The organism is Paractinoplanes globisporus DSM 43857, from assembly GCF_000379645.1.
Taxonomy (GTDB): domain Bacteria; phylum Actinomycetota; class Actinomycetes; order Mycobacteriales; family Micromonosporaceae; genus Actinoplanes; species Actinoplanes globisporus.
Genome location: NZ_KB903339.1, coordinates 264,033 through 277,962 on the forward strand (window position 1 = coordinate 264,033; position 13,930 = coordinate 277,962).

The following is a 13,930-nucleotide window of genomic DNA, read 5'->3' on the forward strand; positions in this document are numbered from 1 at the left end:
GTGCTCGCGCCGCGGCCGGCGGGCCCACAGAGGCCGGTGCTCGCGCCGCGACCACCGGGCCCACAACGGCCGGTGCTCGCGCCGCGGCGGCACCGGCCCGCGGTGCCGCCGCGTCCGCGGCACCCCAGCGGGGGGACGCCGAGCCCGCACTCTTCTTCCCGGCGGACGAGGAGCCGCCGGACGACGAATACCCGGACTCCGACCCCTACGACGACCGCACCTAGGTCGTGTTTCGTAGGGCTCGGAGCCATTGGTTGATGGCGGCGATGGTGAGGGTGGCTTCGTAGCGCACGGCGAGTTTGTCGTGCCTGGTGGCCGTGGCGCGGTGTTGTTTGAGCTGGTTGATGCCGCACTGCACGGCGTGGCGCAGGCGGTAAACCTCGGGGTCGAAGGCGGGTGGACGCCCGCCCTTCGACCCCTTGGCCTTGCGGTGGGCGTCCTGGCCGGCCTTGCTCGGAATACACGCGGCGATGCCACGGGATCGCAGGTGGGCACGGTTGGCCTTGGACGTGTACGCCTTGTCGGCCAGCACCGTGCCCGGCCGCCACCGGCACGGGCCACCCGCATCTTGGCCAGCACCGGGATGAACTCGGGGCTGTCGCCGCGCCGCCCGGCGGTCACCACCACAGCCACCAGCTCGCGGCCTTTGCTCGCAGGCCAGATGGGTCTTGGTGGTCCACCCGCCCCTCGATCGGCCGAGTCCGTGATCCGCCGGTTCGGCCTCAACGCCGCCGGGCGGTTCCTTCTGCCGATCGCCGTCACGGCGGGTGCCGGCCGCGTGCTGATGAGCGCGGCTGATCGTGGAGTCCACGCTCACCGTCCAGCCGATCAACCCGGCCGCATCCGCTCGGGCCTGCACCAAGGCCAGGATCCGTGCCCAGACACCGTCACGCTGCCACCGCCTGAACCACCGACACAGCGTCTGCCACGCCGGATACACCTGCGACACGTCCCGCCAAGAGAATCCGGTCCGCACCCGCCACCGGATCCCGCCAATGATCAGTCTCATGGCCCATCTGCGCAGCCGAGCATGACCCGTTCCCACCGGCAGCAACGGCTCAAGCACAGCCCACTGCACGTCGGTCAGATCACGGCGTCTCGCTGCCGCTACGCTCGGCACGAGGTCTCCGGTGTGAAGTTCTAGCTTGGTCGCTGAACCAACTACCGGAGACCCCTTCAGTTATCGATCACCGCCACACCCCAACATCCACGCCCTACGAAACATGGCCTAAGGCTGAGCCGGCGACTGTCGCTCGGCCACCCAGCGGGCTTGGCGGTCGCGGGTCGCGTGCAGCGTGGCGAGGAGCTGGAGCCGGTCGGCGTCGGCGGTGCCCGGCTCGGCGGTGAAGACCAGCATGACCGGGCCGGGGTTGCCGGGGAGCGGATAGGTGTCCCAGTCCAGGACGATGTCGCCGACCTCGGGCACCCGGAACGTCTTGGTGCCCCTCACCGACTCGCGCACGTCGTGCCGCCCCCACAGCCGCCGGAACTCGGCGCTGCGGATGCTCAGCTCGCCGACGATCGCGGTGGCCCGCGGGTGGGTGGGGTCGGTGGCGACCGCGGCGCGCATCATGCCGATGTAGTCCAGCGCCTGCCGTTCCCAGTCCGGGCAGGTGCGCTCGCCGGTGAACGTGTCGTCGAACATCAGCAGGAGCATGTTGAGCCGCTCGGCCGGGTATCCCTCCGGTTCGCCGAGCAGCGCCACCGCCATCGAGTTCCAGTCGAGCAGGTCGAGATGCCGGCCGAGCACGACGGCCGGCGTGTCCATCACCTGCAGCAGGCGCCGGGTGCTCTCCGGCACCCGTTCCGGCCCGCGCTCCACCCGCGCGGGCATCGGCCGCCGGGCGGCGTGCGCCAGGGTGAACAGGTGCCGGCGTTCCTCGCCATCGAGGCAGAGCGCGCCGGCCAGCGCGTCCAGAATGTCGTCGGACGGCCTTACCTCGCGGCCCTGCTCCATCCGCTGGTAGTAGTCGGTGCTCAGCCCGGCCAGCAGGGCCAGTTCATCGCGCCGCAGTCCCGCCACCTTGCGCCGCCCACCCGGTTCCAGCCCGACGTCCTGCGGACGCAGCCGCCCCCGCCGGGCGCGCAGGAAGTCGCCGAGCTCACGAGCGTACGGATGGAGGCTGCTCATGCCGCAAGTCTGCCGCTTGGCGGGACCCGCAAGGTAGGTCTCGCCGACCTAGGCAAACGAGGACGACCGAGCCTGCCCGCCCCTCCCCTAGCGTCGTCGGCAACCGCACCGACACCCCGGGAGCAGCAGATGCCCGCATGGACCGCCGACCTCATCCCCGATCAGCACGGCCGGACCGCCGTCGTCACCGGGGCGAATTCGGGCCTCGGCCTGATCACCGCCACCGAGCTGGCCCGCCACGGCGCCCGCGTGGTCCTCGCCGTCCGCGACACCTCCGCCGGCGAGCGGGCCGCCCACCGCATCGGCGGCGACGTCGAGGTGCGCGAGCTCGACCTGGCGTCCCTGGATTCGGTGCGCAAGTTCGCCGCCGGGCTGACCACCGATCACCCGGCAGTCGACCTGCTGGTCAACAACGCCGGCGTGGTGCTGCTGGGCCCGCGCCGCACCACCGCCGACGGCTTCGAGCTTCATCTCGGCACCAATCTGCTCGGCCATTTCGCCCTGACCGGCCTGCTGCTGGAGGCCCTCTCCGCCGCGCCACAGGCCCGGGTGGTCGGCCTGAGCTCGATCACTCACAAGAACGCCCACCTGGACTTCGGCGACCTCATGGCCGAGCGCGACTACCGTGCCGCTGCCGCCTACGGCCGATCAAAGCTGGCCACCACCATCTTCGGCCTCGAGCTGGATCGCCGCCTGCGCGCGGCCGGCTCCCCGGTCATCAGTGTCCTGGCTCATCCCGGCCTGACCCGCACCAACCTGACCCCGCGAGCCTGGGAGCACCGCGGCCGCCTCGGCCGGGTGATCGCCCGCGCCGGCCTCCTGGCCACCCAGCCGGTGGAGCAGGGCGCGCTCCCCCAGCTGCGGGCCGCGACCGACCCCGCGGTCCGGGGCGGCCAGTTTTTCGGCCCGTCCCGTCTCGGGGAGACCCGAGGCCCCGTCACCGAGGTCCGGCCGAGCCGGGACGCCGCCGATCCGGCCATCGGCGAGCGGCTCTGGACCGTGGCCGAGCGGCTGACCGATGTCAGCTACCTCTGACCCCCGGCCGCGGCACGGGCATGATGGGCCCATGACCGATCTTCAGCCCGTCCCCGAGCAGCGCAAGACGCTCACTCACGCCAACTGCGTGGTCTCGATCCCGCTCGGGTATCGCCCGCTCCAGCTCGACCTGCATGTGCCGCCGGGCGACGGGCCGTTCCCGGTCGTGCTCTGGATCCACGGCGGCGGATGGCTGAGCGGCAGCCGGGTGTGGACCGTCGATCAGCGGTTCCACGAGCGCATGGTGGCCCGGGGCTACGCCGTCGCCGACGTCGACTACCGGCTGGCGCTGGAGGCCACCTATCCCGCGCAGCAGGCCGACATCGAGGCAGCCATCCGCTGGTTGCGCCACCACGCCGCCGCGCTGCGCGTCGACGCCGGCCGGTTCGCCGTGCTGGGCGAGTCGGCCGGCGGCCAGCTGGCGGCGATCGCCGGGCTCACCGGCAGCGGTGACACCGCGATCCAGGCCGTCATCCTCTGGTACGGCCCGGCCGACCTGTCCACCCTGCGCAACCAGGACGACCCGTTCACCGGTCCCGCGCTCCTGCTCGGTGGCCCGCTGTCCGAGCGCACGGCCCTGGCCCGGCTGGCCAGCCCGCTGCACAACATCCACCCGGACGCCCCGCCGTTCCTTCTGGTCCACGGCACCGAGGACGAGGTCGTCCCGTTCGCGGAGGCCGTGGGCTTCGCCGAGGCGTTACGGGCTCAGGGCGTACGGTGCGATGTCCTGCCCGTCGAAGGCGCCGGGCACGTCTTCACCGGCGCGTCCGTCGAGGTCGGCACGCTCACCGAGGCCGGCGCCGACTTCCTCGACGACGTCCTCGGCCGCCAGGATTAGGACGAAGGAGGCTGTCGTCTTGCGATTCGAGCATCGCGACACCGAGATCGACGCGGGCGTCACCGACCGCGTGTGGCGGACCCGCAGCGACACCGCCGGCACGATGACGTCCGCGGCCCGCACCTGCTGTCACCTGATCGTCACGCGGACGCGGGGGCGCGTGCACGCCGGCCTGCGCGGGCCGGAGACGAGAGCGACCACCGTGCCGGTCCCGCCGGAGACGGAGTTCCTCGGCATCCGGATCACGCTCGGCGCCGTTCTGCGGCCCCATCCGGCGTCCTCGGTGATCGACGGGTTCGCCTCGTTCCCTGTGACCGACTCGGGCCGAATCATGATCGGCGGCCAGGAGTGGGAGGCGCCGACGTACGAGAACGCCGAACAGTTCGTCCGGCGGCTGCGGGACGCCGGTCTGCTGGTGCGGTCACGCCTCGAGGATGTGGAGCGGGCGCGGCCGGCCAGACGAACCGTTCAGCGCCGCTATCGCGCGATCACCGGGCTGTCGCCGACCGCCGTGACGCAGATCGACCGGGCGAACGCCGCGGCGACCATGCTGCGCGACGGCCTCGACTGGCGCCCGGTCGTCGCGACGCTGGGGTACTTCGACCAGGCCCACCTCGCCCACGCGCTGCGCCGCTACGTCGGGCACACCGCGCGCGGGCTGCGGGCGGGCGACCGTGCGTCGATGTCGTTCCTGTACAAGACCCATCCCCGTCCCGGCAGTTAAGTTCACCCCAACCGGCCAGCCCTGGAGGAGAACCGTGCTGCTCAGCGTCCACACGTTCGTCAGCCTCGACGGCGTCATGCAGGGACCAGGAAACCCCGACGAGGACCGCTCCGGCGGCTTCGACCGCGGCGGCTGGCTCGTCCCGCACGCCTCGGCGCACACCAACGAGGTCGTCCAGGGCTGGTTCCGCGCGGCCGGCGCGTTCCTGTTCGGCCGCACGAGCTACCACATGCTCGGCGGTTACTGGTCGAAGGTCACCCAGCCCGACGACCTGATCGCCACAAAGCTCAACACCCTGCCCAAGTACGTGGTCAGCACGACACTCACCGGCGAGGCGGCCGCCTGGAACCCGACCACCGTCCTGCGCGGTGACCCCATCGACGAGGTGCGCCGCCTCAAGGAACTGCCCGGCGACGAGCTCCAGGTGCATGGCAGCTGGCAGCTCGTACAGACGCTGCACCAGGCCGGACTGGTCGACGTGTACCGGCTGCTCCAGTTCCCGGTCGTCGTCGGGATGGGAAAGCGCCTGTTCCCGGAGGGTTCGATCCCCACGACCTTCGCCACCGCCGACAGCTCGCGCGTGCTCCCCGGCGGCATCGTCTCCCTGACCCTGCGCCCCGCCAGTCTCGGCGCGATCTCCGCAGGCGCGTACACGGTGGACGAGGGGCGCTCGACGACGGTCCTCGACTGAGACTGTGACGCAGCCGCTTATCCGGACTGCGTCAACAATTCGCCCGATCGGGATCGGTCGATCGGACGGGCGTCCGATGTCAAGAAGTCGCCGGTGGAGCCCGCCACGGGGATGGGTTCCGGTCGCCGGTCTCGGGACACTGGCGATCGTGAATCGTGTGCTTGCCCGTGGCGTTGGTGCGGCAGTCATCGTCACATTCGGAGTCGGCATTTCCGCGGGTACGTCCGACGAAGGCAACAGCAAAGTCGATGCCGCCCTGCAAAGCCCGTTCGCTCCTGTCGTGATCGCGGTGCTCAAGCGCCAGGCCGCGAAGATCAAGGGACCGGCCGGCATCGCGCTTCTCCTCGGGACGTACGAGCTCGACCAATTGCGCAAGGACAGCCTGAAGAAGGCCAACTCCACGTTTCTCGTGGTGAGGCAGCAGCTCGGCGGCCGGCCAAAGTCAACGATTTTTCGCTTCGACTCCGGACACCGGGTACGCGTTGCGATGAACGGCAAGTTCGACGAACTGATCGACAAGAACGTCGTGACGATCACTCCCGACCCCGCCGTCGACTCGACGATCGTGGTCACCGACGCGACGACGGGTGACACCGTCGAGCGGACCGGTTCGTTCAAGGTGAACCTGTCGGCGGCGAAGGCTTACACGGGCATCGACTTCGACACCGGAACCCAGGTGCGCGTCGACCACGGCAGCATGGACTACAGCTATTACGGAGCGTCGTTCACCAACGGTGCCCGCATGCACAAATGGGACAAGGGTGACCCAACGTTGGCCGACTGCTCATCGATCCCCAGCGCCGAGTGGTCGAAGTCCGACTGGCACCTCAAACTCGGCGGCGGCGTGTACTGCATCGTGACGAGCGATGGCCGTTTCGGCTACTTTCATCTCGTCAACGGCTGGACCGCAACGTCGACCTACGCCGTTTGGCCTCCGCTGCCGTGATACGCCGCCGACCACGGTCAGTCGGATCGGCTTCAGCACAGATGGTCCAGATGCTGCAGAAGCCAGTCCACCAACGCCCGGCCGGCACCAGCTGCCAGACCGGTTATAGCAGCGACAGCCAGCCGGACGCGACGCTCCGGGGGTTGTTCAACGTGGCGGGACATCGAGTACTCCTCGTGGCGGGAAGGGAATGCGCCGCTGTGCCGGCGCCTGGTTCCAATGTCGAGGGAGCCTCGAAGATCAAGTCCAGTCGCGATGAGATGACCCCCTTACGTGCGCGAGGGCCGATGGTTGATGCTGTCGTGCGATGAGTCGCGATCGGAAGCCGTTCGGAATTGGTCCGCAGCGTCGGGCTCGGCTGGTGAAACGCGCCGCGATGCGCCCGGGAGCGCTGAAGGATCTCAAGGACGCGTTGTACGACCTGTACTTGCGCGCGGATGGCCCGACCATGGAGGAGATCGCCGGCGACATCGCGACGTGGGCCGATCGCTATGACCTGGAAGGCAGTCCCAGCAGGGACACGGTTCACCGTATCCTCAGCGACGCGGCACTGCCGCAGGAACCGCGTGATGTCGTGGCGATCGCCGCGATATTGGCGAGTCATCTGAATCTCGACGTTCCGGCGGTACGCGAGCAGATCCATCGGCTCTGGCGGAGGGCTGTCGAACAGCCGTCGGCGGGGTGGCGGATGGCCGGCCCCGATGATCCACGTGGACACTTCACCTCCCGCGCGCAGGGATATCAGGGCTGGGTCCACGGTGAGGATCGGTTTCGCGGCAGGCATACCGCTTTGACCGCGGTGAAGGTGTGGCTCTTGGCGCGTGAGACACCGTCTCGACCGCTGGTGATCACTGGTCAGCCGGGAGCCGGCAAGTCGGCCGTGCTTGCCCGCACGGTCATGGAGCTGGAAGCGGGCACGTCGACGGTCGGGGTCGCGATCCACGCCCGGAACGCGACCGTTGATCACGTGATCGCCGGAGTCGCCCTGGCCGCGGGGATGGCGAACATATCGTCTTCGCACGAGCTGCTCGACGGCCTGAAGAAGCGTGACCCGAAGGCGGCGAAGAGCGATTCGACGTTGGTCGTGGCAGTCGACGCGCTGGACGAGGTCCCCGACGATGCGCAACGACGACAGATAGCGACGTTGTTGACCGACCTGGCCCTCGTCGCACCTTTGCGCGTCGTGGTCGCGACCCGCGCGCTGTCCGCGCGAGATCGGTTCGCCACCGGCTCGTTGTTGTCCTCGCTCGGTGTCCGCGGGGAGAACAGCGACAACCTCGTCGACTTGGACAGCGAGCGATATCGCGATCCCACGGGCCTGCGAGAGTTCGTCATCGCAGTTCTGGCCTCTCGCGGTTCCTACCCGCCCAGTCCGTACCTCGATCACCCATCGCTGAGCGGCCGGCTCGCTGATGTCATTGTTCGCCGGGCGGGCAGCAACTATCTGGTTGCCGCGCTCGCCGCGACACCGCTGACGAGCCGGGACGAGGTGATCGATCCCGATCTCCCTGGTTTCGACGCGGCGCTGATCCCGTCGACCGTCGGCGAAGCGATCACCAAATACCTGGACCGGCTCGCCGAGCGCAAGGCAATCACCCTGGCGCTGTTGACCGCTCTCGCCTACGCCCGGGGTGGCGGCATCGAGCACGATCGCTGGCTTGAATTCTGCGTCGCGCTCGGCTATCCGGCGACCCACCTCGACATCGACGTACTGCGCGATTCTCCGGCGGCGGACTATCTGCTCCAAACGATCACCAATGAGCAACGCTTGATCACCCGGCTGTTCCATCAGGCCTTGACCGACGAGCTGCTGAAGCGGCGGGAGGGGATGCACCGGCGCGACGAACGGGCGATCGCCCAGACTCTTCTCCCCTCGTGTGCCAGGTACTGGCACCACACCGGCCGTCCCACCGCGGCAAATCCGCGCGACTGGTTCGATCTCGACGACTACGCCCATGAGCATCTACCGGCACATGCCGCGATCGGCGACATGTTGGATGACCTGGTGACCGACCCCGGCTTCATGCTCTCCAGTCCGCCCCACGCGGTCTTGCGGCATCGAGCCGCTCTCTCACGTCGCGACGCCGTCGCGGCCGCGGCCGCCTTGGCCGCCGCTGTCGCGGGCGTCTGGCGGGATTGGGGGGAACGCAATCTGCCTGGTCGCTCCATGTCTGGGCCCGCAAGATCGGCGCGGGACAACTGGCCGACGCCCTGGTAAGCGATCATCCTGCGTGGCCATGGCAGGTGCGGACCGCGATCTGGCGCGGCGAAGGTCATGAGGGGCATTCCGGCACAGTGCGCGCCGTTGCGGTGATGCCCGCCCCGGCCGGGACGTTCCACGTCCTCACCGGCGGCGCGGACGGCACCGTCCGGAGGTGGGACCCGGATACGGGACGGCAGCTCGCCAGGCTCGAGGGTCACACCCGCAGCGTGACCTCGCTGTCGGTGCTGCGCGATGCGAGCGGGGCTCACCGCATCGTAAGTGGAAGCGGCGACGGTACGGCCCGCGTGTGGGATGCCGAGACCGGTCGTCAGCTTGCCGTTCTCGAGGGCCACACCGGCTGGGTGAACGACGTGGCAGTCATCGTCGGCCCCGACGGCGAGGGCTGTGTTGTCACCGCTGGTGATGACGGAACGGTGCGAGTCTGGGATGCGAACACCAGCCGTGAGTCGGCTGTTCTCGTCGGCCACACCGGCTGGGTGAGCGCCGTGGCGGTGTTGCCAGGTCCGAAAGGCGATCGGCGTATCGTCAGCGGCGGCGGAGACAACACGATTCTGATCTGGAACGCGGACACCGGTCGTCAGCTGAGAGCGCTTACGGGGCACACGAGGTCCGTCCGGGCGCTGACGGTGCTGGCCGACCCCGATGGCACGTACCGCCTCGTCAGCTGCGGTGGTGATGGCGGCGTGCGGGTGTGGGATCCGGGCACATCGCGGCAGCTGGCCCGTTTCGGCGGCCCGGCCAATTGGGCCCGTGCGATCGCGGCGCTGCCGGGCCCCGGCGGCAAACACCACGTCATCACGGGCGGCGACGATTGGAGCGTGCGTGTGTGGGATCCAGACACGGGTCAGGAGCTGGCCGCACTCGCCGGCCACACCAATTGGGTGGCGGCGGTGGCGGCGTTGCCCGGCGCAGACGGTTTGCCCGGCATCGTCAGTGGCGGCTTCGATCGATCGATCCTGGTCTGGGCACCGTCAACCGGAAACGCGACCGCGGCTGATTCGTCGCGGTTGTCGCGATGAGGACGACGCGCTGGGGGCGGGCCGCGGTCCTCGGTGCCGCCGTGGCCGCGGCGGCGGGCGCCCTCGTGGTGCGCCGCCGCGTCGTGGGCTACGTCGATCCGTGGATGGCGCGGGTCGCCTCCGCGGGGTTCGTGGCGCAGACTGCGAAGGCGGCCGAGGTCACCTTCAGCTACGCGGAGGGGCCGGCCAGCGGGCCGCCGCTGGTGCTGCTGCACGCCCAGCACATGGACTGGTTCAGCTACAGCCGGGTGCTACCGGCCCTCGCGCGGCGCTTCCACGTCTTCGCTGTCACTTACCCCGGCCACGGAGCGACCACCGTCCCCGACGGCTACCCGATGACGGCCAACCGCATCGGCGCCGACCTGGCCGCGCTGCTCGAGGAGACGATCGGCGAGCCGGCCTACGTCAGCGGCAACTCGTCCGGCGGGCTGCTGACCGCGTGGCTGGCCGCCAACCGGCCCGATCTGGTCCGGGCGGTTCTGCTGGAGGATCCGCCCCTGTTCTCGGCCGAGTACTCGCGCATCCGCACCACGATCGCCGACCGGTCCTTCGCGACCTGCGCGGCCGCGGTCCGCGAGGGCACCGACGACTTCCTGCTCTACTGGATCCACAGCAACAAGAGGTTCTTCGCCAACAACGTGGCTCCGGGCGCCGGCGTTCTGCTCGCCCGGGCGGTCAGGGCCTACCGCCGCGCGAACCCCGGCCGGCCGGTCGAGATCGGCCTGCTGCCGAACGACACGGTCCGGCTGTTCCTCCGGGGGATGGACCAGTTCGATCCCCGCTTCGGCGCCGCCTTCCACGACGGCACCTGGCACCACGACTTCGACCACGCGAAGGCCCTCGCGCGAATCGCCTGCCCGGCCCTGCTCGTCCAGGCGAACTTCGCGTTCCTGCCCGACGGCACCCTGAACGGCGCCATGACCCGGGAGGACGCCGACCGCGCGATGGCCCTTCTGCCCCGGGCCACGTACCGCCGGGTCGACGCCACTCACGTCGTCCACCTCGCCGACCCCGAGCTCTTCGTGAGTCTCGTCGAATCGCTGGCCTCGGCCCCGGACCGTTGACCTCGGTCAGTCGGAGGGCAGTGCGGTGTTCTGATCGTGCAGCAGGCGCCAGCCCTCGCTGTCGCGGGTGAAGGTCAGACTCAACAGATAGCGGGTCGAGTACGGCTTACCGTCACCGTCCAGGTCGTCGTAGTCGACCTCGAAGACGGCCACGCCCGTGTCGCCGGCCACCGCGCTGTGCACCGGCGACAGGGTCCAGCTCCAGTCGGGATCGGCGAACCAGTCCTGGTGCAGGCCGGCCACCGCCTCGCGGCCGCGCAGGAGGCGCCCGTTCAGCAGGATCAAGCTCACGTCGTCGCGTACGGTCGCCAGGTAGGCCGGAAGGTCTCGCGCGGCGACCGCCGCCAGATGTTGTTCTACTGCCCCCGTGAAATCCACGCGCTCAGCATGGCCGCACAGCCTCAGCGCCGCATCGGGTTTTCGCCGTCGGTACGAGCGGATCTGGCCATCGCCGGTTAGGTTGTGGGACGGGATGCACCGACACCGATCGAGCCTCGGCGACCTGCTCCACCACGTTCACGTGAGCGGGCCGCTCTCGCGTGCCGCGCTGGCCGAGCGCATGGGCGTCAACCGCAGCACGATCCTGGCGTGGACCGCCGAGCTGGTCGCGGCGGGCCTCGTGCGCGAGGAGCATCCCGCGGGCACCACCGGCGCCGGTCGGCCTTCGCTGGTCGTGTGCCCGGAATCGGAGCGCGTCTCGGTGCTGGCCTTCGACGTGGCGGTGGACCGGCTGGTGGCGGCCCGAGTGGGGCTCGGCGGGCGCATCCTCGAACGCCGTGCCGCCCCGCGGCCCCGAGCCGGAGTGGACCTCGACACGGTCGTGCGCAAGTTGGCCGTACTGGGACGCGATCTGATCGATCCTGACTCGCTCTGCGTGGGCGTGGGCGCCTCGTACTGCGGCATGATCCGGCCCGGCGACGGCATGGTCCGCTACGGCCCCGAGATGGGGTGGGTCGATCAGGCCTTCGGCACCGAGCTCTCGAAGGCCCTCGGCATGGGCCTCCCGGTCGCCGTCGGGAACGAGGCCCATCTCGGTGCGCTGGCCGAGTACCAGCGCGGCGCGGGCGTTGGCACCGCCGACCTGATCTACCTGCACGGCGATGTGGGCGTGGGCGGCGGCATCCTGGTCGGCGGCAAGCTCCTGGGTGGCGAGAGCGGCTACGGCTGCGAGGTCGGCCACATGCTGGTGAACCCGGTCGACGGCCGTCCCTGCCTGTGCGGCTCCCGGGGTTGCCTGGAGGCCGAGACCGGCGAGTACGCATTGCTGTCCGCCGCCGGCCGCATCCCCGACCCGGCCAGTCGAACGGCCGAGCCGCGACGAGCCGAACCCGGCCACCAAACGAGGCCGTTCGGGCGGGATGCCGTGCGCGCCGTGGTCCGTGACGCCGCCGCCGGCGACAGGGCGGCCGCGGCCGCCGTGGCCGAGATCGGCGACTGGCTGGGCATCGGCGTGGCCAACCTGATCAACCTCTTCAACCCCGGCGTGGTCATCTTCGGCGGCATGCTCCGCGACGTCTACGCCGCCGCATCCCCGCAGGTGGCGGCCCGCATCGCCCAGCACGCGATGCCCGTCTCCCGCGAGCGCGCCCAGCTGCGCCTCTCCGCCCTCGCCGACGACGCCACCTTGATCGGCGCGGCCGATCTGGGTTTCACCACGCTGCTGGCCGACCCCCTCCAGGCCGCCACGAACGCCCTGGCCACCGCCCGGTGACGACCGCGATCGACTCGAGGTGGTCCCGATGATCCTCGTCACCGGCGGGCTCGGCATGATCGGCGCCCACACCGCCCGTGCGCTGGCCGACCTCGGGCAGGAGGTCGTCGTCACCTCCCACCGCCGGGCCGAGGTCCCGTCGTTCCTCGCCGGACGGGCCGTCGTGGAACGCCTGGACGTCACCGACCGGCAAGCGTTCCTGTCGCTCGGCGACCGTCACGACATCAGCGACATCGTCCATCTCGCCGGCAGCATCCCCGGCGACGATCCGGTCGAGTTCTTCCGCATGGACACCGGCGGGCTGCTCAACGCGCTGGACGCCGCCCGCGCGTGGGACGTGCGCAGGTTCCTCGTCGCCGGCAGCCTCGGCGTGTACGTCGGCCGGCCCGAGATCCCCTGGACCGAGGACCTCGCGCTGCCGGCCGCGAACCTGCCCCACCCGATCGTCGCGTTCAAGAAGGCCGTCGAGCCGCTGACGACGCACGGCCTCCAAGGCACCGCCGTGCAGCCGGTCATCCTGCGGATCGGAAGCATCTGGGGACCGCTGATGGACCCGGAGTCACCGTTCAACCCCATCCCGCCGTACGTCAACGCCGTCCTCCGTGGCGAGCAGCCGAAGCCCCGGTACGCCGACGATGGCGGCGACTGCTGCTACGCACCCGACGCCGGACGCGCGATCGCCCTGCTGACGACGGCGGCGACCCTGCGGCACGACACCTACAACGTCTCCAGCGGCCGCCCGGTCACCAACCGCGACCTGGCGGACGCCCTCGAGGCGATCACCCCGGGCCTGCGGCTGGACCTCCTACCCGGACGGCAGGACGGCCCCGATCCGTACCTCGACATCACCCGGCTGACCGCGGACACCGGCTTCACCGCGGCCTTCGACATCGCCGCGGCGGTCGCCGATTACGTGGCCTGGCGCACCGACAACGCCCGCTGAACACTGCCCGTCATCAGCCCTCCGGAGTGGCCTCCGCGAAGATCGGCCGGCCGTCGATGCTGAAGCCGTTCTTGACCCGGCGGTAGTCGGCGAGGTCCGCGTCGGTGCGCCGCTCGTGCGCACGGATCAGCAGGTCACGGTCGCCATCGTAGGTCATGAGTGGCACCGAGTAACCACAGGAGTCGCTGACTCTTTCCACGGCGACATCGATCACCGACCGTACGCCGTGCGTGTCGGGCGGGGCGGGGAACAGGCGCAGCAGCTCGGCGTGTCCCGGCGCGGAGGCCGGTACCGCGCGGCCCTGGCCGTGCAGCCGGACGATGTTCGGCGGGCCCTGAAAAGCGCAGAACATCAGGGTGATCCGCCCGTTCTCGGTCAGGTGGGCGATCGTCTCCGCGCCGCTGCCGTGGTAGTCCAGATAGGCGACCCGATGCTCGCCGAGCACGACGAAGGTGCCGGCCATGCCCTTGGGTGAGACGTTGACGTGGCCGCCCGGCCCGCTCGGCGCGGTGGCCACGAAGAACATCGGCTGCGCCTCGATGAAGGCTTGCAGCCGCCCGCCGATTCCGTCATGCAGCTTCATACGTCCGATCCTGCCCCGCGG

14 protein-coding genes are annotated in these 13,930 nt (G+C 70.3%); 10 read left to right on the plus strand and 4 right to left on the minus strand.

The window, feature by feature from the left end; genetic code table 11:
- Nucleotides 1–220 precede the first annotated feature (220 nt).
- Both A3CQ_RS59850 and A3CQ_RS0143240 read right to left on the minus strand, forming a co-directional pair.
- Nucleotides 221–1,120: an IS5 family transposase gene (locus A3CQ_RS59850; protein WP_342663740.1), complete on the minus strand. Its 900-nt coding sequence runs from the start codon at nt 1,118–1,120 to the stop codon at nt 221–223.
- A 108-nt stretch (nt 1,121–1,228) separates the two neighbouring features.
- A complete protein-coding gene (locus A3CQ_RS0143240; RefSeq protein ID WP_020517209.1) occupies nt 1,229–2,131 on the minus strand; it encodes a helix-turn-helix transcriptional regulator in 903 nt (300 codons plus the stop codon).
- 129 nt (nt 2,132–2,260) lie between these two features.
- Here A3CQ_RS0143240 and A3CQ_RS0143245 point away from each other — a divergent pair, with 129 nt between their 5' ends.
- The 8 genes from A3CQ_RS0143245 (at nt 2,261) to A3CQ_RS0143280 (ending at nt 10,672) form a co-directional block, all read left to right on the plus strand.
- Entirely contained in the window at nt 2,261–3,166 is a 906-nt protein-coding gene (locus A3CQ_RS0143245) for an oxidoreductase (RefSeq protein ID WP_020517210.1), read from the plus strand.
- Nucleotides 3,167–3,197: 31 nt separating this feature from the next.
- Complete coding sequence (locus A3CQ_RS0143250; RefSeq protein WP_020517211.1) at nt 3,198–4,004, plus strand: alpha/beta hydrolase; 807 nt, start codon at nt 3,198–3,200, stop codon at nt 4,002–4,004.
- A 19-nt stretch (nt 4,005–4,023) separates the two neighbouring features.
- Entirely contained in the window at nt 4,024–4,728 is a 705-nt protein-coding gene (locus tag A3CQ_RS0143255) for a helix-turn-helix domain-containing protein (RefSeq protein WP_020517212.1), read from the plus strand.
- Between the two features lie 34 nt (nt 4,729–4,762).
- Complete coding sequence (locus tag A3CQ_RS0143260; RefSeq protein ID WP_020517213.1) at nt 4,763–5,419, plus strand: dihydrofolate reductase family protein; 657 nt, start codon at nt 4,763–4,765, stop codon at nt 5,417–5,419.
- 148 nt (nt 5,420–5,567) lie between these two features.
- Nucleotides 5,568–6,365, plus strand: coding sequence for a hypothetical protein (locus tag A3CQ_RS0143265; RefSeq protein WP_063713670.1), 798 nt, complete (start codon nt 5,568–5,570; stop codon nt 6,363–6,365).
- Between the two features lie 361 nt (nt 6,366–6,726).
- A complete protein-coding gene (locus A3CQ_RS0143270; RefSeq protein WP_157297021.1) occupies nt 6,727–8,583 on the plus strand; it encodes an nSTAND1 domain-containing NTPase in 1,857 nt (618 codons plus the stop codon).
- Nucleotides 8,584–8,609: 26 nt separating this feature from the next.
- Entirely contained in the window at nt 8,610–9,608 is a 999-nt protein-coding gene (locus A3CQ_RS0143275) for a WD40 repeat domain-containing protein (RefSeq protein ID WP_157297023.1), read from the plus strand.
- Nucleotides 9,605–10,672, plus strand: coding sequence for an alpha/beta fold hydrolase (locus tag A3CQ_RS0143280; protein WP_020517217.1), 1,068 nt, complete (start codon nt 9,605–9,607; stop codon nt 10,670–10,672). Before A3CQ_RS0143275 ends, A3CQ_RS0143280 begins: the two co-directional genes overlap by 4 nt.
- A gap of 6 nt (nt 10,673–10,678) precedes the next feature.
- On the opposite strand, the gene A3CQ_RS0143285 is transcribed toward A3CQ_RS0143280, so the two are convergent.
- Nucleotides 10,679–11,050 carry a YybH family protein gene (locus tag A3CQ_RS0143285; RefSeq protein WP_020517218.1) on the minus strand — a complete coding sequence of 124 codons (372 nt, stop codon included), beginning with the start codon at nt 11,048–11,050 and terminating at the stop codon, nt 10,679–10,681.
- A gap of 94 nt (nt 11,051–11,144) precedes the next feature.
- Between A3CQ_RS0143285 and A3CQ_RS56115 the strand changes: the two genes are divergently transcribed.
- Nucleotides 11,145–12,383 (plus strand): ROK family protein, encoded by a 1,239-nt coding sequence (locus A3CQ_RS56115; RefSeq protein WP_020517219.1) that lies wholly within the window; start codon nt 11,145–11,147, stop codon nt 12,381–12,383.
- Nucleotides 12,384–12,411: 28 nt separating this feature from the next.
- On the plus strand, nt 12,412–13,326 hold the full coding sequence (locus tag A3CQ_RS0143295; protein WP_026206851.1) for an NAD-dependent epimerase/dehydratase family protein: 915 nt from the start codon (nt 12,412–12,414) through the stop codon (nt 13,324–13,326).
- A gap of 13 nt (nt 13,327–13,339) precedes the next feature.
- Here A3CQ_RS0143295 and A3CQ_RS0143300 read toward each other — a convergent pair whose 3' ends face one another.
- Nucleotides 13,340–13,909: a pyridoxamine 5'-phosphate oxidase family protein gene (locus tag A3CQ_RS0143300; RefSeq protein ID WP_020517221.1), complete on the minus strand. Its 570-nt coding sequence runs from the start codon at nt 13,907–13,909 to the stop codon at nt 13,340–13,342.
- Nucleotides 13,910–13,930: the final 21 nt, after the last annotated feature.

What these genes read in the sequence shown, in the direction of transcription:
- A3CQ_RS0143250 (WP_020517211.1), top strand. Translation starts at nt 3,198, where the DNA reads ATGACCGATCTTCAGCCCGTCCCCGAGCAGCGCAAGACGCTCACTCAC.
- A3CQ_RS0143295 (WP_026206851.1), top strand. Translation starts at nt 12,412, where the DNA reads ATGATCCTCGTCACCGGCGGGCTCGGCATGATCGGCGCCCACACCGCC.
- A3CQ_RS0143240 (WP_020517209.1), bottom strand. Translation starts at nt 2,131, where the DNA reads ATGAGCAGCCTCCATCCGTACGCTCGTGAGCTCGGCGACTTCCTGCGC.
- A3CQ_RS0143280 (WP_020517217.1), top strand. Translation starts at nt 9,605, where the DNA reads ATGAGGACGACGCGCTGGGGGCGGGCCGCGGTCCTCGGTGCCGCCGTG.
- A3CQ_RS56115 (WP_020517219.1), top strand. Translation starts at nt 11,145, where the DNA reads ATGCACCGACACCGATCGAGCCTCGGCGACCTGCTCCACCACGTTCAC.
- A3CQ_RS0143245 (WP_020517210.1), top strand. Translation starts at nt 2,261, where the DNA reads ATGCCCGCATGGACCGCCGACCTCATCCCCGATCAGCACGGCCGGACC.
- A3CQ_RS0143300 (WP_020517221.1), bottom strand. Translation starts at nt 13,909, where the DNA reads ATGAAGCTGCATGACGGAATCGGCGGGCGGCTGCAAGCCTTCATCGAG.